Origin of the sequence: Mesorhizobium caraganae, from assembly GCF_016836705.1 — a bacterium.
Classification (GTDB): domain Bacteria; phylum Pseudomonadota; class Alphaproteobacteria; order Rhizobiales; family Rhizobiaceae; genus Mesorhizobium; species Mesorhizobium caraganae.
In genome coordinates, this window is sequence record NZ_JAFCGY010000001.1 from 495,684 (window position 1) to 516,996 (window position 21,313).

The window sequence follows — 21,313 nt, forward strand, 5'->3', positions numbered from 1 at the left end:
GGATTGGCGAGCCATCGTAGTAATGCTGGTCGCGTGGTCGTGGTGTCTTTTGACAGCAACCAGCCGGTGCGCGCACTTGCCACGCGGCGTCATGATAAGATTTCTGAAGCGCCTGGGCGCTCAAGGGGCCGTCAGAATCGGACGATGCGGAACGGCCGCAGCCCAGCACGAGCGCGCTGGGGCTGCGGCTAAAATGCTCCAATGCGGCGGCAACGCTTGATGCGGCCGCAGTTTCGCTCCACATCGTGAGGCATGAAGGACGAGACATTTGAGGGGCGTCGGACTTTGCTGTGGGCCTTGCCCGCATCGCTGATCCTGCACACGCTCATCGCCGCGTTCCTGATTTACGGCTTGCCTACGTCTCCGGAACAGCCGCAGGAGGAGCAACCGGTCAACGTCGCGCTCGTACCTCCGCCCGATCCGCCAAAGCCGAAGCCTGCTCCCACACCGCCTGCACCGAAACCCGAGGCGGAAAAGCCTCCCGAACAGAAGGTTGAAAAGCCGGCGCCTGAAAAGCTGCCGCCAATCGAGGTGCTGAAGCCCGTTTTCCAGTTCGGTGATAAGGATACCGGCCCCCGGAAGTCCCTGGATGGAGGCAGCGCTAATGCCCCATCGCCCGCCAAGGATAACGAGCCAAAGCCGGCTGTCGCTCCAAAGGATGCAGAGAGCAAACCCGCTTCGGCGCCAGACGCCGGAGGGCCGGCAGAGTCAGCTAAGGTTGACGAGAAGCCGGAAGCAGACAAACAGGAGGCGGGGGCTCCAGACGCGGACAAGCAGGCATCCGTGGCAGCAATGCCTTTGACCAACCCCGGTGACGACGGTGAGATCGAGCTTCCAGCGTCGGCTCAGGCGCCTCAAACCAGACCCGAAAATGTGCCGAAACCCCGCCCTTCCAAGGCTGCGAAGTCAGGACGCGGGAGCACCGGAGAGCCAAGCTCCACGGAGGTGGCCGCGGCCACATCACGGGCGTATTCGGGCCTTCCGGGCGTCCGCAAGCTCTTTTCACAAGGCGCTACCGGTGATGTGTTCGCAACGAACTCGATGGCCGACGTGCCTCGCGACCAGCGGGCGGCCAAACTTTGCGCCAGCGTTCTGGAGCAGGAGCTGATGGACGCGTCCAATTTTCCCCAATTGATCCCAGTTATTCCGCTGAAAGTCGGCAATATTCTTGACGCCCCCGACACCGCTTTCCGCACGGCAACGACATGGTACCATCTGAGCTTCCGGTGCGGAATCGACACCAATGCGACGCGAGTCACTTCCTTCGCCTTCCGTGTCGGAGCTGCTGCCACGCCCGAAGAAAGCGCCTTCCTTGAACGGGAAGCTCGTCGGCGACGCGGTCCCGGCTGAGACGGACCAGTAAGAGCGCATTTGCGCTTGGCGGGGGCCGCCGGCGAAGCCGGTCCCTTGCTTGCGAGGCAATAGGCTCTTGAACGGCTCGGGTGCCGAATGCTGTCACACCGGAGCGGATGGAGTCGACTTACGTCGCGTGGTCCCACGTCAATCCGCCGGGCGATTGGCTTTGCGCCACTCCTCATATTCGCCGCGGGCATCGTCATGCAGCGGATAGTAGCGCTGCAGCGGCGCACCCTGCATCAGCTTCATGCGCGAGAACTCCTCCCACTCGTGATGCTTCTGTGATTCTTCGATCACCTTTGCGGCCATTGCGAGCGGAAGCACCACCACCCCGTCGTCGTCGGCCACGATGATGTCGCCGGGGATCACCGTGACACCGCCACAGGCGATCGGCACGTTGACGGCATTGGGGTAGATGCTGGTCTGCACATGATAATTTGGTGTCCAGCCGCGCAGCCAAAGGGGGAGGTCGAGCTTCTCGACATTGGGCCGGTCGCGCATGCACCCGTCGATGACGATGCCCGCGCCACCTCTGCCCTTGAAATAAGTCGACATCATATCGCCGAAGACGCCGGAGCTCATGTCGCCGCGCGCGTCGACCACCACCACATCGCCCTCCTGAGCGTGATAGAGCACGTGCCGGTGCAATTGCGTTTCCGGGTCGGCGTATTCTCCCTCGCTGAAGAGGTCGGGCCGCTGCGGCAGGAATTGCAGCGTCAGCGCCGGCCCGACGATCGACTTGCCGTGGTTCTGCGCCACCGGACCGACCATGTGCGGATTGCGGAAGCCCATGTGGCCAAGCGTGCCGGCAACCGTCGCGGCGCCAATCTCCCTTAGCGCGTCGATCAGGTCTTTTGGCGGCCGCTGCGTGATATCGGGAGTATGCGTCATAATGGACTCCGGTTGGAATTGAACTACCAGTTCGTAACTGAACCATCGCGGCGCTTGAGGTGAGGCGCTTCCCAGAAGCGGAAGCTCTGCGCCTGGATCGCCTCTTCATTGATCTCGACGCCCAGTCCCGGCAAATCGCTGACCGGATAATCAGGGCCGTCCAGCCGTGGTTGGACGGGAAAGAACTCGGAATTGTCGAAGCCCAGCTTCCTTTCCGGCGCCCTGGTCTCGAGCCACGCGAAATTCGGCACCGCCGCGGCGAGATGGATGGTCGCGGCGGTGCAGACCGGGCCAAGGGGATTGTGCGGCATCAGGTCGACATAGTGCGCCTCGCTCCAGCCAGCGACCTTCATCGCCTCGGTGAGCCCGCCGACATTGCAAACATCGAGCCGGTTGAATTGGTGGATGCCGCGCTCGATGTAGGGCAGGAACTGCCATTTGCTGGCAAATTCCTCGCCGATGGCGAACGGGATGTCGGTCATCGTGCGCAGGGATTCGTAGGCCTCCGGTGTCTCGTCGCGTATCGGCTCCTCAAGAAAATCGAGCACGCCACGGCCGAGCTTGTTGCAGAAGCTCGCCGCCTCGGCCACCGACAGCCGATGATGATAGTCGATACCAAGGACCACCTCGTCGCCCAGCGCCTCGCGTGCCTTGTTTAGCATCCTCGCAGTAGCGCCAATCGACTCGCGCGGCTCGAAGATGTCCTTGCTGCTTTGCCCGATGGGGAAGAAGCGGATCGCCTGCCACCCCTGCGCGCACAGTTCCCGGGCTCGTTCGATGGCAATATCGCCCTCGGCCTCGTCTCCGGTCGAGGCGAAGGTGGGGATGCGGTCGCGCTGTTTGCCGCCGAGCAACTGGTAGACCGGCGCCCCCAGCGCCTTGCCCTTGATGTCGTGAAGGGCAAGGTCGATGGCGGAAATCGCCGCCTGCAGAACGCGTCCGCCTTCGAAGTACTGGCTGCGATAGACCTCCTGCCAGATCCGACCAATCTGCATCGGGTCGCGGCCGATGAGGAATTCGCGATAGTGCTCGATCGCTCCGGCCACGGCCTTTTCGCGACCGCTCAAACCGCTCTCGCCCCAGCCATATATGCCCTGGTCGGTCTCGACCTTGACGAGCATCTGGTTGCGGGTTCCCACCCACACTGGATAAGGCTTGATCGCCGTGATCTTAAGTTTTGTGGTCATTCACACACATTCCCCCACGCATTCCCTGTCTCAATCGGCATGGAGGGCCATTTCCGTCTCGCCGTCGAACAGATGGATGCGTTCCTGATCGAACTCGAGCCAGATGTGCTCGTCGGGTGTGACGGCGATGTTGGGAACCACACTGATGTTGACGATCGCGCCGGAGAGGAACGCTTGCACGAAGGTGACGTCTCCGGTTGGCTCCACCGTATAGGCCTTGGCCGGAATGGCGCCGGGGGCGGCGCTCTTGTGCAGCTTGATCGTCGAATGTCGCGCGCCGAGCACGATCTTCCTGGTGGTTGCTCCCAGAACCTTGCGCGCGTTGAGTTGCGACAGCGGCAGGCTCCAGCCTTCCGCGCTGGTCAGAACGGTGCCGCCGTTTGCGGTCGATGCCTCCAGCGGGATAAGGCTCATCGCCGGGCTGCCGACGAAGCTCGCGACGAACATGTTGGCAGGATGGGCGAAAACTTGCGCCGGCGAATCGTATTGCTGCAGGAAGCCGCCGTTCATCACAGCCATCCTGTCGGCCATCGTCACGGCCTCGAGCTGGTCGTGCGTCACATAGACAATCGTTGCCTTGAGGTCCTGGTGGAACCGCTTGATTTCGGACCGCATCTGCACGCGCAGCTTTGCGTCGAGATTGGAGAGCGGTTCGTCCATCAGGAATACGGCCGGATCTCGAACGAGGGCCCGACCGAGGGCCACACGCTGCTGTTGCCCGCCCGAGAGTTCGCGTGGCTTGCGCTCAAGCAACTGCGTCATGTCGAGCACCTTCGCCGCTTCCCTGACCTTCTTGTCGATCTCATCCCTGGGCAGCTTGCGCATTTGCAGCGGGAAGGCGAGGTTCATATAGACCGACTTTTGCGGATAGAGCGCGTAGTTCTGGAACACCATTGCGATGTCCCGGTCCTTGGGGTCGAGGTCGTTGACCACCCGGTCGCCGATGAAGATATCACCCGACGTTATCGGGATCAGCCCGGCGATGAGATTGAGCGTCGTCGTCTTGCCGCAGCCTGAGGGGCCGACGAGCGCAACGAATTCGCCGTCATTGACCGTCAGCGAAACGTCGTTGACAGCTTTGAAGCCGCCATAGGTCTTGACGAGATCTTTGAGGACCACGTGGGCCATCGGCAACTCCCTAATGCTTGACCGCGCCTTCTGTCAGGGCGCGTACGAAGTATCGCTGCAGGACGAGGAACAGCACCACGACGGGCACGCTCATCATGAAGCTCGCCGCCATCAGGCCTGGAAAGTCCGTCGTGTTTTCCGAAAAGAAGCGCTGGATGCCGACCGGCAGGGTCAACTGCTCGTTCTTCGAAAGGAAGGTGTAGGCATAGATGTACTCGTTCCATGCGCCGATGAAGGAATAGATTGCGGTGGCGATGATGCCCGGCGTCGACAGAGGCATCACGATCAGGATGAAGGCCTGGAACCGCGTCGCCCCGTCGATGCGCGCCGCCTGCTCGAGCTGCACCGGAATGTTGTCGTAAAAACCCTTGAGCAGCCAGATCGCCAGCGGCAGGCCGAAGGTGAGATAGGTGAGAATGAGCGAGCCATGCGTGTTCACCAACCCGATCGCGCGCATCAGGATGAAGAGCGGCACGAGAAAGATCACCGCCGGGAACATGTTGCGCAGCAGCACGGCGAAGAACAGGAAGTTCCGGCCGGGGAAACGGAAGCGCGAAAATGCGTAGGCGGCGGGGACCGCCACGATCACCGAAAGGATCGTCGTGACCGTCGACACGAAAAGGCTGTTCCAGAAGAAGCGAAGGAAATCCTGGCCGACGCTGTTTTGCGGATCGAGCAGCTTCTGGTAGCTGGCGAGGGTAGGTTCTTCCGGCCACCATTGCGGCGGGAACTGCATCGCCGCGAACCCGGACTTGATCGATGTGATCAGCATCCAGATCATCGGCAACGCGGTGTAGAGCAGCATGAACACGAGAAAGATGCGCCCGGCCCACCGCCATCCGTCGACGCGCACACGCCGCCGGGTCCGGCCTCGAGGGACTGTCGCCGCAATCGTGCTCATGCGCCCCCCTCCTTGCGCTCGTTACCGGCAAGCGCACGGACGTAGAAATAGCCCAGCACCATCAGCATCAGGAACAGAAGCACCGAATAGGCCGATGCGACGCCCCAGCGCTGCCGGCCGAAGGCGAGCTCATAAATGTGGGTGATCCAGATATGCGACGCGTTGGACGGCCCACCGCCGGTCATGATCCAGGGAATAATGAAGGAATTGAAATTGGCCACTGCCAGCAGCAGGATCGTCACCGTCGAGACGTTGCGCAAATGCGGGAAGGTGACGTGCCAGAAACGTTGCCATGCGTTGGCCCCGTCGACTTCCGCGGCGCGCAGCAACTGTTCGGGGACCGTCTGCAAGCCGGCCATCATCATGATCATGGCAAACGGAAACTCGCGCCAGATATTGACGACGATCAATGAGGGCAGCACCGTGCTGACGTTGTCGATGAAGTTCGGCGGCTGGTCGGCCAATCCGAGGCCGACCAGCACCGCGCCGATGATTCCAAAGTCCGAATGGTAGATCCACTTCCAGATATAAGAGGCGGCAACCGCGCTGATGACCCAGGGAATGATCAGGATGGCGCGCAGGACACCACGGCCGACAAAGTCGCGGTGGAGCGCCAGCGCGGCGCCAAACCCCAGGACAAAGGAAAAGAAAGTGGATCCGATTGTCCAGATCAGGGTGTTCCAGGTGACTTTCCAGAACACCGGACTGGTGAGAATGGCCGTGTAGTTGTCGAAGCCGATGAAGGTCTTGTCGCGGAGCTGCAGGCCTGGCGGCGTCTTAAAAAACGACAGCTCGATCGTGTAGTAGATTGGATAGGCGATGACGACGAGCATCACGGCGATGGCGGGAAGCACGTACGCATAGTCGGCGCGATGCTGCCAGACATTCCGCAGCACACCGGACCGGCCGGGTTGCAATCTTCGGCCAGTCTCGGCCTTGCCGGTTACGATCGTCACTGTGGCGAGCCCTTGTTCCTCGGGACGACCGGCTGCACTTGCTATCGGCACAGCCGGTCAGGTTGAAGCAATTCCAGGAAAAGTGTGAAACGGCTTTCCGTCCGGAATTGCGTCAAAGCTGCTCTAGAGTCCGCCCATCAGATCCTTTACCTTCTGGGCCGCGTCGTCCGCTGCCTGGTCGACCGTCATCGCTCCGGTCAGGGCATTCTGCAGCATGTCCGGGACAATTATGTTCATGATCTCGGGGGACTGCGGCAGCGCCGGGAACGGGATGCCGTATGGCAGCATCGAAGTCGTGACATCGAGGAACTTGATGCTGTCCAAACGTTCCTTCATCCATTTGGTCTTGAAGCCGTTGAGGTTGCCCGGGTTCGAGCCAGCATAGGCCATCTTCAGCGACCATTCCGGGCTCGTCCACATGCAGATGATGGCCTTTGCCGCCGGCTCGTCCACCTTGCCGCCCTCGACATATTCGGGCTTCAGGATGTGAATGTTCGAGCCGCCGAACACCACGGCGCGCTTGCCGTCCGGGCCCGTCGGAATGAGGCCGTAGCGCATATTGTCGATGACGGTCTGCGCCTTGTCCTTGTCGGCACCCGTCGCCTTCTTCTGCAGGTCGAGCATCACGTTGTAATCGGACGGGTGCGAGATCATCATGCCGAGCTGGCCGGCGACGAACAGGGGCTGGTTGTCCGCCTGCTGGTTGGTGAGCGCCGAAACCGGAACCGACTTGTCGCGGACATACATGTCATAGGAGGCCTGCAGCGCCGCCTTGCTCTGCGGGCTGTTGAGCTCGACCTCCTTATAGGTCGGGTTCGCCGTGGCTTCGTCGAAGACGCCGCCGCCATAGGCCCACAGCTGCGGCATGAAACGGTACGGCGTGTTGCCGGCGTTCTTGCGGGCCACGAGGCCGTAACCGGCAATGCCGAGCTTGTCGTGGATCTGCTTGGAATATTTGACGACGTCGTCCCAAGTTGCCGGAGCCTTGTCCGGATCGAGACCCGCACGCTTGAAGATGTCGGCATTCCATATGAACGCCATCGTCTCGTTGTTGGTTGGAATGCCGTAGGTCACCCCGTCCCAGGTCACTGCCTTCATGGCGCCGGGCCAGAAATCCTCTGTCGAATAACCCACATCCTCGGGCTTGAGCGGCTGCAGATAGCCCTTTGAGGCGAACTCGGTACCACCCAGGATTTGCAGGCGCACCGCCATCGGCGCGGCATTGCCGAGGAGCGCCGTGCGGAACTTGTCGAGGAGATCGTTGTAGGTGAGGGCTTGTTCTTCCAGCTGGATGTTCGGGTAGGTCTTGCGGAAGGTTTCGAAGAAATCCTTGTAGTACTGGCGCAGGAGGTCGGGGTCGCCCTCGAACACGCCCTGATACCAGAAAGTCAGTCGCCCCTTGTAGTCGAGAGGGGTGACCTTGCCGCAATCGGCGGCCGTGTCGAAATCCTGCGTGCCCGCAATGGAGCGCACATATTCCGGCGACCACTTGCTCAAGTCGACCGGCGCCTCGGCCAGCGCCGATGCGGACATCAACGATACCATCAAAGCAGCGGAGACAGTGCCGCGCAGGACGGCACCGCCGAGTGAAATCCTCGTCATAGGGTATCCTCCAGGTTTCTCTCCCACGCCGCTCTGCGTCGAGGCGAGCGGTCCTGCTCGTCGGTGGCCGAACGTACCGTTCGATGTATCCCTTCGAGCGCTTCATACGTTTTCAGATCGTGGATTGTCTGTCAACGCGCCAAATCGTACATTGTTTATGGAAACCGTGCGTGATATCGATTAAAGCGTGTATTGATTGGGGGCAGCCTTGGCCGAAGCAAGCGATTTCAAAGCAGAGCCACCCGAAGGGATCGACCCTATCGGGGCCTCCAGCGAGGGCGCTTCGCTTTATCAACTCATCAGGGAAGACATCATCGAGGGGCGGCTCGCTGCCAACGAACGGCTTGTGGTCACCGATCTCGCCCGCCGTCACGGTACCTCGACCAACCCCGTGCGCGAGGCTCTGCAGCTGCTGCGGGGCGAGGGCTTTGTCACCTTTGTTGCCAACCGTGGGGCGCGCGTCCGGCCTATAGACCAGGATTTTGTCCGGGATATCTACGAGATCGGAGTCCTGATCGAGCCAGCACTGACGCGATGGTTTGTGAATATGGCTACCGTCGAGGACATTGCCGAACTCGAACGTATCCAAGGCCTGATCGAAGAGAACAATTTTTCCGACACGTTCAGGCACAGCGAGCTGGATACCGCCTTTCACACCGTGATGTACCAGAGGCACTACAACCGCCATGCCGCCGAGCTTTGGTGGAAGCATCGCGAAGTGCTGCGGGCTGTGAGCCGGCGTTTCAATTTCACGCTCGCCCGGCGTGCCGCGATCCTTCGCGAGCACCGCGAGCTCATCGCGCATGTAAAAGCGGGAAATGCCGACGAGGCAGCCGAATTGATTGCGCGCCATGTCGAAGGCTCCGGCCGGCATGTCCTCGAACACATGCGCGCGCGCAGCGCCGCTCGGGCAGGATAGAACATCCGGTCCGGAACGCAGCTATCCCGATCCACTTCGCATAAGGCAGTTGAGATGAAAATCACGAGCGTTCGGCCGTGGCTGATCAAGTCCGGTGCTTCTTATTGGGGAGAGTTCCTGTTCGTCGAAGTGACGACCGACGAGGGGGTGAGCGGCTGGGGAGAGATCACCACCACCACAAGGCTCGCCAACCGCGCGCTCTGCACGATCCTGCGGCAGATCGGTGCCGCCGTGACAGGCGAGGACCCGGCGCGTATCGAGTATCTGTGGCACAAGATATTCCGCAGCTTCACCTATATGGGCAGCCGCGGCGCCGCCGTCGAATGCGTGAGCGCCATCGACATAGCTCTCTGGGACATCCGCGGCAAAGTCCTTGGCAAGCCGATCTACGAGCTGCTGGGCGGTCCGGTACGCGATGAGGTCGCGCTCTATACCCATCCTGATCAACGCAAGTTTACCAGCAAGGAGGCTGTGGTTCGCGAAATTCGAGACATCGTCGAGTCCGGACACACGGGGCTGAAGTTCGATCCTTTCCCGCATCAGGGCTGCACCGCCGATGGGCAATCGCGCGAGCAGCGGGACGGCTATCTCGATGGCAGCATGACCCGCAAGGACGAGCGCGAAGCAGCCGAACTCACGGCTTTGATCCGCGAAACGGCGGGGCCCGATGTCGACATCCTCATCGACGCGCATGGTCGCTTCGACGTTCCCACCGCCATTCGCCTCTGCCGGAGCCTCGAGGAAGCCGGCCAGATCGACTGGTTCGAGGAACCCTGTCCGCCCGAGAGCCTCAACGCCCTCAAACAGGTGCGCGAGAAAGTCAGCGCCGCTATCTCGTGGGGCGAGCGCGGTCACACCAAGTGGGATTTCGTGCCGGTGCTCGAGAACAAGCTCGCCGACTACATCATGCCGGACGTGACCTGGACCGGTGGCATTACCGAACTCAAGAAGATTTCCGCTCTGTGCGAAGCCTACTACATCCCGGTGTCGCCGCATGACGCTGCCGGGCCGATCAATGTGGTCGCGGGAGCGCAGGTGATGATGACCGTTCCCAACTTCTACAAGCTTGAGACGTCGGAGTGGAACCTTGGGAAATACGATCACCTCATCGACAGACCCCTCGACGTATCAAACGGCAACCTCAAGCTGACGTCGAAACCCGGTCTGGGTGTTGAGATGAACCGCGAGTACCTGCAGGCCCACGAGATTGAGCTGGGCTAGCAATGCTCTGCCCGGCGCAGCGTGCGGGCCCGCCAAGCGCAGCCAACCAGAACGAGGATAGATCATGCTAAAGACGGACGCAGCCGGTGAGGCGCTCAATCGGGTGAGCACGAACTCCAGGCCGAGCGATTTGCGCATCACCGACCTGCGCGTCGCCGAGATCGTCGGCGCGCCGTTCACCTCGGCACTCATCAAGATCTACACCAACCAGGGCATTGTCGGCCTGGGCGAGGTGCGCGACGGCGCCAGCGCGACCTATGCGCTGATGCTGAAGAGCCGGTTGCTGGGCGAGAATCCCTGTGACGTCGACAGGCTGTTCCGGCGCATCAAGCAGTTTGGCGGCCATGGGCGGCAAGGTGGCGGTGTCTCGGCAATCGAGATCGCGCTCTGGGACCTCGCCGGCAAGGCCTATGGCGTGCCGATCTACCAGATGCTCGGCGGACGGTTCCGCGACAAAGTGCGGGTCTATTGCGACACCGATGCGGACAAGCCCAGTGGCACCGAGACCGGCAAGCGGCTCAAGGCGCGGATGGATCTCGGCTTCACCTTCCTCAAGATGGACCTCGGGCTGGCGCAGATCTCGCACATACCGGGCGCGGTGGTGGCGCCGGCCGGCGTGCTCGACGGTTTCCGCAGCCATGCCGCCCGTGGTCCGGCGCGCACGCTGGACGAACGGCGGGCGCGCAATGCCGCCTATGATGCGCAGAACGTGCCGCATCCCTTCACCGGCCTGCACTTTACCGAAAAGGGCATCGACCTGCTCGATCAATATATCCACGAAGTCCGCGAGGTGATTGGCTACGAGATCCCGCTCGCCATCGACCATGTCGGCCACATCTCGCTGCAGGATGGCATCCGTCTGGCACGGCGTATCGAGAAATACGCACCGGCCTGGCTCGAGGATGTGATCCCCTGGCAGTATACGGAGCAGTATCGGCAGCTGCAGCAGGCTACGTCGGTGCCGATCTGCACAGGCGAGGACATCTACCTCAGGCAAGCATTCGAGCCGCTGCTCAACGCAGGCATCTCGGTCATCCATCCGGACCTGCTGACGTCAGGCGGCATTCTCGAGACCAAGAAGATCGGCGACGCTGCGCAGGAGCATGGCGTCGCCATGGCCATTCACATGGCGGAAAGCCCGATCGCCGCGATGGCCGCCGCGCATGTCGCGGTGGCGACGGAAAACTTCATGGCGCTGGAATATCACAGCGTCGAAGTAGACTGGTGGGACGATATCGTCACCGGCCTGCCCAGGCCGCTGGTCAAGGACGGCTTCATCACCGTGCCGGACAAGCCAGGCCTCGGCATAGACGACGTCGTCGACGAAGTTATCAGCCAGCATTTGCAGTCCGGTGTCACGGGGATATGGCAATCCACCGAGCATTGGGACAATGAACATAGCTGGGACCGGACCTGGAGTTAGCCCAGACCCCCCGCCCTCATTCCCCCAAGGCTCACAGGGGCCAACGACCGACCATTCGTGTCGACCTCTCCCAAGGGAGAGGCGAAGAAAGAAACGGACGAGACCATGATCTACGAACTGCGTATCTATGACTGCCTGCCGGGCAGGCTGCCGGCTTTGCTCAAGCGCTTTTCCGACCAAACGCTGGCCATCTGGGAGAGGCATGGCATCCGCCAGGCCGGGTTCTTCACCACGGCGGTCGGCGAAAGCAGCAATCGACTGACCTATTTCGTCGCCTGGGAATCCCTTGCCGAGCGCGAAGTGAAATGGAAGGCCTTCACCACCGATCCGGCATGGCTCAAGGTCCGCGACGAGTCCGAGCGCGATGGCCCAATCCTGGCCAATATTTCCAGCCAGTTTCTCGCGCCAACCGCCTTCTCGTCGGTGAAGTAGAGGACATCATGAAAATCACCGATCTCCGGTGCGCCGTCATCGGCAAGCATCCCATCGTCCGCATCGTCACTGACGAAGGCCTCTATGGCCTCGGCGAGGTCGAGTACACCAAGCCCTATCTCAAGCCTTGGGTGCTGCATTTCCGCGAGGCATTGATCGGCGAGGATCCGACGGATGTCGAACGCTGTATGCTGAAGATCCGCCAGCGGGGCTCGTTCAAGCCCTATGGCGCCGCCGTCAGCGCCATCGAGCATGCGCTTTGGGACATCGCCGGCAAGGCGGCAGGCGTTCCGGTCTACAAGCTGCTCGGCGGCAAGGTGCGCGACCAGGTGCGGGTCTATAACGGCTCCATCCGCAAGAAGCGCACCGGCGACAGGCCGGAGGACTACGCGGCCGACGTCAAATGGATGATGGAGCGGCCGGAAAACTTCTTCATGGTCAAGCAAGGCATCAGCTTCCACTCCAATATGAAGGCCAGCGTGCCCGACTTCCATTACGGCGTGCGCCAGCCGCCGACCTATCACGGCGCGATGGACCAGGGGCAGATCAGCGAGCGCGGCATGGCGCACATGATCGAATGCGTCATCGCCATGAAGGAGGTGCTCGGCGACAGGGTCTCGCTGGCGCTGGATTGCGGTCCCGGCTGGTTCCTGCCGGATGCGATCCGCTTTGCGCAGGCGGTGGAAAAGTACAATCTAATGTGGCTGGAGGACATGCTGACCGGCGACTACGTGCCATGGGTCAATCCGCAGGCCTACCGCGAACTCACGACATCGACGTCTACTCCCATCCACACCGGAGAACAGATCTACCTGCGGCACAACTTCAAGGACCTGATCGAAACGCAGGCCGTGCGCGTCATCGGCCCGGACCCTGCCGATATAGGGGGCATTGCCGAGCTCAAATGGGTGGCCGAGCATGCCTACATGCATTCGATCATGATGGCGCCGCACGGTACGGCAAACGGCCTGCTCGGCCTCGGCGCGCTGATCAATGTCTGCGCCACGCTGCCCGCCAACTACATCGCCTTCGAATATCCCAGCGCCTCCGACCCCTGGTGGGAGGATATCGTGGTCGGGCTGCCCAAGGGGCAGATCGTGAGGGATTCGATGATCGACGTGCTCGAAGCCCCGGGATTGGGTGTCGACATCGATGCCGCGGGCGCCAAGAAGTATCTTGCGGAAGAGGACGCCGGTTTCTTCGACTAGCGTAAGGCAGCCGGTGGGATCGGCCGCCGACCGGTTCTAACCCATCAGGTCCGTTCACCCGCATAGACAGGGGCATGCGAAAGCCCGCATCGGCTGAATCCCGGCGCGCGGCGGAAACCCTTCCCGATAGCGGCATATCGCAAGGGTCGATGCGGACTAGATTGTTGCTAAAACCGGATTTCTCATTGAGAATCTGGCGGCAATGTTGCGCATTGGGGAAGAACGGATGGACCGTATCGAAGCCATGCGGGTGTTCGTGACGGCGCTGGACGAGGGCAGTCTGGCGGCCGCGGGGCGCAAGCTGCGGCGCTCGCCCGCCGCGGTCAGCCGGGCCATTGCCTTTCTCGAGCAGCATGTCGGCGCCGAGCTGCTGCATCGCTCTACGCGGTCGATCAAGCTCAGCGAGGCGGGCGAGCGGTACGCCTCGGCCTGCCGTCGTGTCCTGATCGATCTCGAGGAAGCCGATATGTCGGTCGCCGGCGAGCGCGCCGCGCCACGCGGAACGCTGACGATCAGCGCGCCTCCGATCAGCGGCGAGGAGATTCTGCGCCCGGTCATCGACGCCTATCTCGACGCCTATCCGGCCGTGTCGGTCAATCTCATCCTCATCGACCGCCACGCCAATCTCGTCGAGGAGGGGATCGACGTTGCCCTTCGCGTCGCGCAGCTGCCGGATTCCTCCCTGGTTGCCGTGCGGGTCGGCGGTGACGTCAAGCGCGTGATCGTGGCGTCGCCGCGCTATCTCGCCGCGCATCCACGCATCGTCGAGCCCGCGGATCTGACCAGGCATCGCATCGTGACGACCACGCATTTTGGTCATGATGCGTGGATCTTTCCGCCGCCGCCGGGCGGCACGATCGCCCGCTCGGTCCACTTCAAGCCTCGGCTGGTGGTCAACAGCGTTCGCGCCGCGCTGGCGTCGGCCGTGAACGGCCATGGGATCACGCGCCTCTACACCTACCATGTGGCCGAGCGCGTCCAGGACGGCTCGCTGAAGATCGTGCTGCGTGATGCCGAACCCGCCGCCTTGCCCGTGCACCTGCTCACGCCCCAAGGCCGCACTTTGGCGCCAAAGGTCCGTGCCTTTGTGGATTTCGCGGTTCCCAGGCTGCGCGCCGAGTTTGCAAGACTGTCCGCGCAAGCCGACGCTCTGAAGGACTGACAGCGCTCATTCTTCCGCGTTTGGGAAGGATGCCTGCCGAGCAGCGGTTATTCAGTCGATTCCCGATCGGCCCGATATTCCTGTCCGACCACATCGATGGGTCGCCGGCGGCAATTGGCCTGCCGGACCTCTTTTTCAGGACAGGACAGATCATGAGCAACGAACAGAAAGTCACGATCATTACCGGGGGCTCGCAAGGCATCGGCGGCGCCCTGGTGAAGGCCTATCGCGATCGCAATTTCAGGGTCGTCGCCACCTCGCGTTCGATCAAGCAAGGCAGCGACCAGGACATCCTGGCCATTGCCGGCGATGTCGGCGATCCCGCGACGGCGCAGCGTATCGTCAGGGAAGCGATGGCGCGTTTTGGACGGATCGATACGCTGGTGAACAATGCCGGCATTTTCATTGCCAAGCCGTTCACGGACTATACCGCCGAGGACTTCACATCCAAGATCTCGACAAATCTGGCCGGCTTCTTTCACGTCACCCAAGCGGTCGCCGCCCAGATGCTGAAGCAGGGCTCCGGTCACATCGTCAGCATCACCACCAGCCTGACCGATCACGCCATCGCCGGCGTGCCGACGGTGTTGGCAAACCTGACCAAGGGCGGCATCAATTCGGCGACCAAGGCGCTGGCTATCGAATACGCCGACAAAGGCATTCGGGTGAACGCCGTCTCGCCCGGTATCGTCAATACTTCGATGCACGCCTCTGAGAGCCATGAGTTCCTGGCGGCACTTCATCCGGTCAAGCGCATTGGTGAGCCGCGCGATGTCGTGGACGCCGTGCTCTACCTCGAAACCGCCGGCTTCGTGACAGGTGAGATCCTGCATGTCGATGGCGGCCAGAGCGCCGGTCACTAGGGGAGGTCTCACCATGCCCATCGTCACCATTCAAGTCACGCGTGAAGGGTCTGCCCCAGGCCGGGATTCCGTCACCGCCGATGAGAAGGCCGCACTCATCGCGGGGGTCAGCCAGTTACTGCTCGACGTTCTCCACAAGCCGCTGGAGGCGACCTTTGTCGTCATCGAGGAGGTCGAGCTGGAAAATTGGGGCTGGGGCGGATTGCCGGTGCCGGAGTATCGACGGCGCCGAGCTGCCAGCAACAGCTGACCAACCGGGCCGCCACAGTGTGGCGGCCCTCCGTCAGTCTTCAATTCTTCTGAGGCGATCCGAAGGTCGCCGATCAATTGGCCGCCCAAGTGGGTGGCATAAAGCATCAACCTAGCAAGCAAGCCGGTCTGCCTGCTATCAGACGGGCGGCGGCGCCGTTTGATCCTGGCGGCGCTGCTGCCGGGCATCGACAGCAGGATTTCGAAAGGCTTCCGGTCGCTTTGCGGCCGGGAAAGCGATAGATTCGCGATTGGCAACTGAACGTCAGGCGACGTCCAGCAGAAGCAGTGGGAGGAAGAATTGAAGGGTTTCATCTCAAGTCTCGCCGGAGGCGTCATGGCGCTGGCGATTTTGGGCTGCGCGAGCGCGTTGGCGGCCGACAAGGTCACCGTTGCGGTCACCGCGATCGTCGAGCATCCGTCGCTGGACGCTGCGCGCGCCGGCGTCAAGAAGGCCCTGGAGGATGCCGGCTACAAGGAAGGCGACAATCTGACCTTCGAGTTCGAGTCGGCGCAGGGACAGCCGGCGACCGCCGCGCAGATCGCGCAGAAATTCGCCGGCGAGAAGCCCAACGTCATCGTCGCCATCGCTACGCCGTCGGCGCAGGCTGTGGTGTCGGCCACGCAGGACATCCCCGTGGTCTTCACCGCGGTGACCGATCCGGTCTCGGCGCAGATCGTCACCGACCGCGATCATCCCGGCGGCAATGTCACCGGCATTTCCGACTTCTCGCCGCTTGAGCAGCAGCTCGACCTGATCCGGGAATTCCTGCCGTCGGCCGCCAAGATCGGCGTGCCCTTCAATCCGGCCGAATCCAACAGCATCGCGTTGCTTGCGGCACTGAAGGACCTGGGCAAGGCCAAGGGTTTTGAGATCGTCGAGGCTCCGGCGTCCAAGTCGGCCGATGTCGCGGGTGCGGCGCAGAACCTCGTAGGCAAGGTCGATGTCATCTACCTGCCGACCGACAACACCATCATCTCGGCGCTGGAGACGATCCTGGCCGTCGGCGCCGAGAACAAACTGCCGGTGTTCTCGGCCGAGAACGACACCGTCAAGCGCGGGGCGATCGCGTCCGTCGGCTTCGACTACTACCAGGTCGGCCTCGAGACGGGCGCGATCGTGGTGCGCGTGCTGAAGGGCGAGAAGCCGGGCGACATTGCGGTGCGCAACGCCACCGGCACCGACCTGATGGTCAACGCCAAGGCAGCCGAGGCCATGGGCGTGACGATCCCGAAAAGCGTGCGCGACCGCGCCAAGCAGGTCATCGAATAGGACAACCGCACGGGCGCGAAAGCGCCCTGCAGCACAGAAGGATCAGGCGTGGCGCGCAAGCGCCTCGCCTGATCTGTTAGGACCAACGGAGCGGTTCATGAACCTGATTTCCCTGATCGGCGCTGTCGAGATCGGGCTTGTCTTCGCGCTCGTGGCGCTCGGCGTCTACATTTCGTTTCGCGTCCTCGACTTTCCCGACCTGACGGTTGACGGCTCGTTTCCGCTCGGCGCTGCGGTCGCCGCGGCGATGATCTCGGGCGGCATCAATCCCATCACCGGCACGCTTGCGGCGATCGTCGCCGGCTGCCTTGCGGGCATCGTCACCGCCTGGCTGAACATCCGCTTCGGCATCTTGCACTTGCTCGCCGGCATTCTCACCATGACGGCGCTGTTTTCGGTCAATCTGCGCATCATGGGTAGGCCCAACATTCCGCTGATGAACCAGCCGACGGTGATCGACCTGTTTGCGTGGTTGCGGCCGCTGGTCGAGGCTTCCGGACTGCCAGGACGGCCGACGCTCAAGGTGCTGGCGCTGCTGATCATCGTCAGTGTTGTCGGCGCGTTGCTTGCCCGCTTCCTGACCTCGGAATTCGGCCTGGCGATGCGCGCCACCGGCGCCAATCCGCGCATGGCGCAGGCGCAAGGCATTCCAACCGAGATGCACACCTATATCGGCGTCGCAATGGCCAATGGGCTGGTGGCGCTGGCGGGCGCGCTGTTTGCGCAGACCGCCGGCTTTGCCGATGTCACCGTCGGCACCGGCACGGCGATCGCCGGCCTTGCCGCCGTGATCCTGGGCGAGACGATCTTCCGGACGCGGTCGATCGTGATCGGGATATTCTCCTGCGTCTTCGGCGCCATCGCCTATCGCATCGCCATTGCGCTTGCGCTGAACACCGGCTGGCTCGGCCTGCAGTCCTCCGACCTCAATCTGGTCACCGCGGTTCTGGTGGCGATGGCGCTGATCCTGCCCAAGGTCGCCAATCCGATGCGCAGTCTCCTGAAAAGGAGCGCGACATGATCAGCCTCAGCGACGTTCACGTCACCTTCGGCCGCGGCACGCCGCTCGAGCATCGCGCGCTGCGTGGCCTCGACCTCACCATCCCCGAAGGCGAGTTCGTCACCGTCATCGGCTCGAACGGCGCCGGCAAGTCGACGCTGCTCAATGTGCTTAGCGGCACGGCAAGGCCGGAGCGAGGCTCGATCATCGTCGACGGCACCGACGTCACCCGCTGGTCGGCCCCGAAGCGGGCGAAGCTGATCGCCCGCGTGTTCCAGGATCCGATGGCCGGCACCTGCGAGCGCCTGTCGATCGAGGAAAACATGGCGCTCGCTTTTTCGCGCGGCAGCGTGCGGAGGTTTGGCCGCGCGCTCGATGCCTCCCGCCGCGCGCTGTTTCGGGAAAAGCTGTCGATGCTTGGTCTCGGTCTGGAGAACCGCCTGAGCGATTCGATGGGATTGCTATCAGGCGGCCAGCGCCAGGCGGTGAGCCTGCTGATGTCCACGCTGACCGGCATGAAGATCCTGCTGCTCGACGAGCACACGGCAGCGCTCGACCCGCGCACGGCGGCCTTCGTGCTCGACCTCACGCGCCGCATTGTCGAGGAGCAGAAACTGACCGCGCTGATGGTGACGCACTCGATGCGCGATGCGCTCGACCATGGCACCCGCACCGTCATGCTGCATGAGGGCACCATTGTGTTCGACATTGCCGGCGACCAGCGCAAAAGCCTCGACGTTCCCGATATGCTGAACCTGTTCCGGCAGGCGAGAGGGGACGAACTCTCCGACGACAATCTGCTGCTCGGGATGGGCGCGAAGCAGGCAGCGGCGGTAAGGGCGGGCAAGACGGCGTCGAGTTGATCTCAACGTCTCTGTGTACAACGCCTCCGGTCAGGCTTCCGCACGTCGACATCCTCCCGCAGGAGCCGGGCGGGAGGAGGAGGGGCGCTTCCGGCGCTGGGGCTCTTCCTGTTAACCGGACGGACTGCGTCCAGGCATGGCGTCATCGCCTATTTGACACCTCTCGGCCGTGGGCACATAAATCGCGCCCCAAGTTACGGAGACCCCGATGACTGTCGACCAGACGCTGCCAGATGCGGCGCCCGTGGAGGCCGAGGCCAGGCCCGATCTGACGACACTCGTCGTCTATTTCGGTGCGTTGATCGCCATGTTCATGGCCACCATCGACATGCAGATCGTCGTCACCGCCTTGCCCACCATTGCCGGTGAACTCGGCAACCTGCATCTGTTCGGCTGGGTGGGTGCCGCCTATCTGCTGTCGACCGCTGCGGTCTCGCCTTTCTATGGCAAGCTCGGCGATATGTATGGCCGCAAGAATGTCGTGTTGACGGCGATCGGCCTGTTTCTCGTAGGGTCGCTGGTCTGCGGCATGGCTTGGTCGATGGAGAGCCTGATCGCCGCGCGCGTGCTGCAGGGCATTGGCGGCGGCGGGCTGATGGTCTCGGCCTTCGCCATGATCGGCGAGTTGTCCGGGCCGCGCGACCGCGCCAAATACCAGGGGTACAGTTCGGCGGTGTTTGCGCTGTCGTCGGTACTCGGTCCGCTGGCCGGCGGCTACATCACCAGTCTGTTCGGCTGGCGCTGGGTGTTCCTGGTCAACCTGCCCATCGGCATTATCGTGATGGCGGTGCTGGCCTTCGCCATGCGCAGCCGGTTCAACGAGAGAAAGCACCACATCGACTATCTCGGCGGCGCGCTGCTCGCCATCGGCACGACGGCCATCGTCTATTGGGGCTATCATGTGCTCGACCCCACCGGGCCGGACCTCATCACCTTCGCGCTGCCGCTGGTCGCCCTGCTCGCCATCGTCCTGTTCATCATGGTCGAGCGCCGGGCGGAAGAACCGATCGTGCCGTTGCGGCTGTTCGGTAACTCGACGGTCAGCATCGTCTCCGGCGTGTCGCTGGTCGCCGGAACGGTGACGCTGGGCATGTTCTTCTATTTCGCGCTCTACATGCAGACGCTGACGGGTCTAAGCCCGGCCGAAGTCGGCTTCCTGTTCCTGCCGGCGTCGCTGACGTCGATGGTCATCTCAATCGTCGCTGGTCGCGTGATTGCCGCAACCGGACGCTACAAATGGATGCCGGTGGTCGCCATGGCTATCGGCGGGTTCCTGATGCTGGGCTTCGTCGTCACCAACCAGCACACGCCGATCTGGGTGCTGGCGACAATGATGGCTGTGTTCGGCATCAGCATGGGTCTGCAGTTCCAGGTGTTGATCGTGGCGATCCAGGCGGCGGCACCCCTGCAGGACATCGGCGCGGTGACGTCGCTGATCACCCAGGCGCGGACCTTGGGAGCATCACTGGGACTGGCGCTGAATGGCGCTGTGATGATCTGGGCCCTGAACCGGCAGACTGCCGAACTCCCCGCCGATGCCGCCGCCCTGCTGCCGCAGGGCCTGAACGGGTTGACCCCCCACCTCGCGTCAAGCCTGCCGGGCGCGATCCGCGAAGTGGTGCTCGACCATTACTCCAGCGGGTTCAACGTGATGTTCATCTGGGTGGCGGCGCTCTACTTCGTTGCCATGGGGCTGACGTTGCTGCTTGAGGACAAAGAGATCCCGAAGCGGCATTGAACCAGGCCTGGAATATCTGGCGACGATACGAAATCGACTCGCGAGGAAAGCATGATCATCGACACCCATCTGCACCTGATCGATCTGTCGGCGCTGCGCTATCCCTGGCTTGCCGGCGCACCGGCGCTCAATCGCGATTTCCCGCATGAGGAGTATGCGACCCAGGCCCGCCGCGCCGGCATCGAGGCGGCATTGCATATGGAGGTCGATGTCGATCAAGCCGACATCGAGGCCGAGACCAGCCATGTCAAGGCGCAGTCGCAGCAGGCGGGCAGTCTTTTGCGCGGCGCGATTGCCGCTTGTCGTCCAGAGGAGGGCGGCTTTGCCGCCTATCTCGAACGCCAACAGGCCGATCCCTTCATCAAGGGGTTCCGCCGCGTGCTGCATGTCATGCCGGACGAGCTTTCGGACAGTGCGCTGTTTCGCGACAACATCAAACGGCTTTCCGGCAGTGGGCTGACCTTCGACCTCGTGGTCCTGCCGCATCAGATTCCACGCGCGATTGCACTCGCCGATCTCGCGCCGGACGTCCAGTTCGTTCTCGACCATTGCGGCGTGCCCGATATCAAAGGCCGCGCCGAGCACCCATGGCGCGAGCACATGGCCGAGATCGCGCGGCGCCCCAATGTTATTGGCAAGATTTCGGGCGTCGTGGCCTATGCGGACCCCAGCTCGTGGAGTGTCGAGAACTTGCGCCCCTATGTCGAACACACGATCGGGTCTTTCGGTTGGGATCGCGTCGTCTGGGGCAGCGACTGGCCGGTGTGCACGCTTGGCGGAGGGCTCGCGACCTGGGTGGCGGCGACGCACGCACTGATCGCGGGCGCCAGCCCCGAGGAGAGGATGAAATTGCTGTCGGGCAATGCCAGGCGGATGTGGAAGCTATAGGGCGATCCGACAAGGCTCGCGATTGCCGGCAAGGGTGCAGAACGCCATCACAG

Annotated in this window: 20 protein-coding genes; 14 read left to right on the forward strand and 6 right to left on the reverse strand. The window is 62.6% G+C overall.

Annotation, left to right across the window (positions count from 1 at the left end; genetic code table 11):
- The first annotated feature begins 252 nt into the window (after positions 1 to 252).
- Complete coding sequence (locus tag JQK88_RS02400; RefSeq protein ID WP_203277341.1) at positions 253 to 1,350, forward strand: DUF930 domain-containing protein; 1,098 nt, start codon at positions 253 to 255, stop codon at positions 1,348 to 1,350.
- A gap of 150 nt (positions 1,351 to 1,500) precedes the next feature.
- On the opposite strand, the gene JQK88_RS02405 is transcribed toward JQK88_RS02400, so the two are convergent.
- The 6 genes from JQK88_RS02405 to JQK88_RS02430 form a co-directional block, all read right to left on the reverse strand.
- Complete coding sequence (locus JQK88_RS02405; protein WP_112562100.1) at positions 1,501 to 2,247, reverse strand: ribonuclease activity regulator RraA; 747 nt, start codon at positions 2,245 to 2,247, stop codon at positions 1,501 to 1,503.
- A gap of 23 nt (positions 2,248 to 2,270) precedes the next feature.
- On the reverse strand, positions 2,271 to 3,434 hold the full coding sequence (locus tag JQK88_RS02410; RefSeq protein WP_203277342.1) for a mandelate racemase/muconate lactonizing enzyme family protein: 1,164 nt from the start codon (positions 3,432 to 3,434) through the stop codon (positions 2,271 to 2,273).
- A 30-nt stretch (positions 3,435 to 3,464) separates the two neighbouring features.
- Positions 3,465 to 4,562, reverse strand: a complete 1,098-nt coding sequence (locus tag JQK88_RS02415; RefSeq protein WP_192259572.1) for an ABC transporter ATP-binding protein — start codon at positions 4,560 to 4,562, stop codon at positions 3,465 to 3,467.
- Between the two features lie 10 nt (positions 4,563 to 4,572).
- Complete coding sequence (locus tag JQK88_RS02420; RefSeq protein WP_203277343.1) at positions 4,573 to 5,463, reverse strand: carbohydrate ABC transporter permease; 891 nt, start codon at positions 5,461 to 5,463, stop codon at positions 4,573 to 4,575.
- Positions 5,460 to 6,419, reverse strand: coding sequence for a carbohydrate ABC transporter permease (locus JQK88_RS02425; protein ID WP_192259568.1), 960 nt, complete (start codon positions 6,417 to 6,419; stop codon positions 5,460 to 5,462). Before JQK88_RS02425 ends, JQK88_RS02420 begins: the two co-directional genes overlap by 4 nt.
- A gap of 123 nt (positions 6,420 to 6,542) precedes the next feature.
- Complete coding sequence (locus JQK88_RS02430) at positions 6,543 to 8,021, reverse strand: ABC transporter substrate-binding protein (protein WP_192259566.1); 1,479 nt, start codon at positions 8,019 to 8,021, stop codon at positions 6,543 to 6,545.
- Between the two features lie 208 nt (positions 8,022 to 8,229).
- On the opposite strand from JQK88_RS02430, the gene JQK88_RS02435 reads away from it, so the two are divergent.
- From JQK88_RS02435 to JQK88_RS02495, 13 genes are all read left to right on the forward strand, one after another.
- Entirely contained in the window at positions 8,230 to 8,940 is a 711-nt protein-coding gene (locus JQK88_RS02435; RefSeq protein WP_203277344.1) for a GntR family transcriptional regulator, read from the forward strand.
- A 54-nt stretch (positions 8,941 to 8,994) separates the two neighbouring features.
- Positions 8,995 to 10,161: a mandelate racemase/muconate lactonizing enzyme family protein gene (locus JQK88_RS02440; protein ID WP_203277345.1), complete on the forward strand. Its 1,167-nt coding sequence runs from the start codon at positions 8,995 to 8,997 to the stop codon at positions 10,159 to 10,161.
- Between the two features lie 64 nt (positions 10,162 to 10,225).
- Positions 10,226 to 11,584: a mandelate racemase/muconate lactonizing enzyme family protein gene (locus tag JQK88_RS02445; protein ID WP_203277346.1), complete on the forward strand. Its 1,359-nt coding sequence runs from the start codon at positions 10,226 to 10,228 to the stop codon at positions 11,582 to 11,584.
- A gap of 105 nt (positions 11,585 to 11,689) precedes the next feature.
- The gene (locus JQK88_RS02450; protein ID WP_192259561.1) at positions 11,690 to 12,016 is read left to right on the forward strand and encodes an NIPSNAP family protein; all 327 of its coding nucleotides are present in this window, start codon (positions 11,690 to 11,692) and stop codon (positions 12,014 to 12,016) included.
- Positions 12,017 to 12,024: 8 nt separating this feature from the next.
- Positions 12,025 to 13,224, forward strand: coding sequence for a mandelate racemase/muconate lactonizing enzyme family protein (locus tag JQK88_RS02455; protein ID WP_192259559.1), 1,200 nt, complete (start codon positions 12,025 to 12,027; stop codon positions 13,222 to 13,224).
- A 226-nt stretch (positions 13,225 to 13,450) separates the two neighbouring features.
- The gene (locus JQK88_RS02460) at positions 13,451 to 14,386 is read left to right on the forward strand and encodes a LysR family transcriptional regulator (protein ID WP_192259557.1); all 936 of its coding nucleotides are present in this window, start codon (positions 13,451 to 13,453) and stop codon (positions 14,384 to 14,386) included.
- Positions 14,387 to 14,538: 152 nt separating this feature from the next.
- Positions 14,539 to 15,249 (forward strand): SDR family NAD(P)-dependent oxidoreductase, encoded by a 711-nt coding sequence (locus JQK88_RS02465; RefSeq protein ID WP_192259555.1) that lies wholly within the window; start codon positions 14,539 to 14,541, stop codon positions 15,247 to 15,249.
- A 13-nt stretch (positions 15,250 to 15,262) separates the two neighbouring features.
- Entirely contained in the window at positions 15,263 to 15,499 is a 237-nt protein-coding gene (locus tag JQK88_RS02470) for a tautomerase family protein (protein ID WP_192259553.1), read from the forward strand.
- Between the two features lie 336 nt (positions 15,500 to 15,835).
- Positions 15,836 to 16,771 (forward strand): ABC transporter substrate-binding protein, encoded by a 936-nt coding sequence (locus JQK88_RS02475; RefSeq protein ID WP_192260113.1) that lies wholly within the window; start codon positions 15,836 to 15,838, stop codon positions 16,769 to 16,771.
- A gap of 97 nt (positions 16,772 to 16,868) precedes the next feature.
- A complete protein-coding gene (locus JQK88_RS02480; protein ID WP_192259551.1) occupies positions 16,869 to 17,792 on the forward strand; it encodes an ABC transporter permease in 924 nt (307 codons plus the stop codon).
- Complete coding sequence (locus tag JQK88_RS02485; RefSeq protein ID WP_192259549.1) at positions 17,789 to 18,634, forward strand: ABC transporter ATP-binding protein; 846 nt, start codon at positions 17,789 to 17,791, stop codon at positions 18,632 to 18,634. The genes JQK88_RS02480 and JQK88_RS02485 overlap by 4 nt, the downstream gene beginning before the upstream one ends.
- 208 nt (positions 18,635 to 18,842) lie before the next feature.
- On the forward strand, positions 18,843 to 20,372 hold the full coding sequence (locus JQK88_RS02490; RefSeq protein ID WP_203277347.1) for an MDR family MFS transporter: 1,530 nt from the start codon (positions 18,843 to 18,845) through the stop codon (positions 20,370 to 20,372).
- Positions 20,373 to 20,423: 51 nt separating this feature from the next.
- A complete protein-coding gene (locus tag JQK88_RS02495) occupies positions 20,424 to 21,260 on the forward strand; it encodes an amidohydrolase family protein (RefSeq protein WP_112562090.1) in 837 nt (278 codons plus the stop codon).
- Positions 21,261 to 21,313 lie beyond the last annotated feature (53 nt).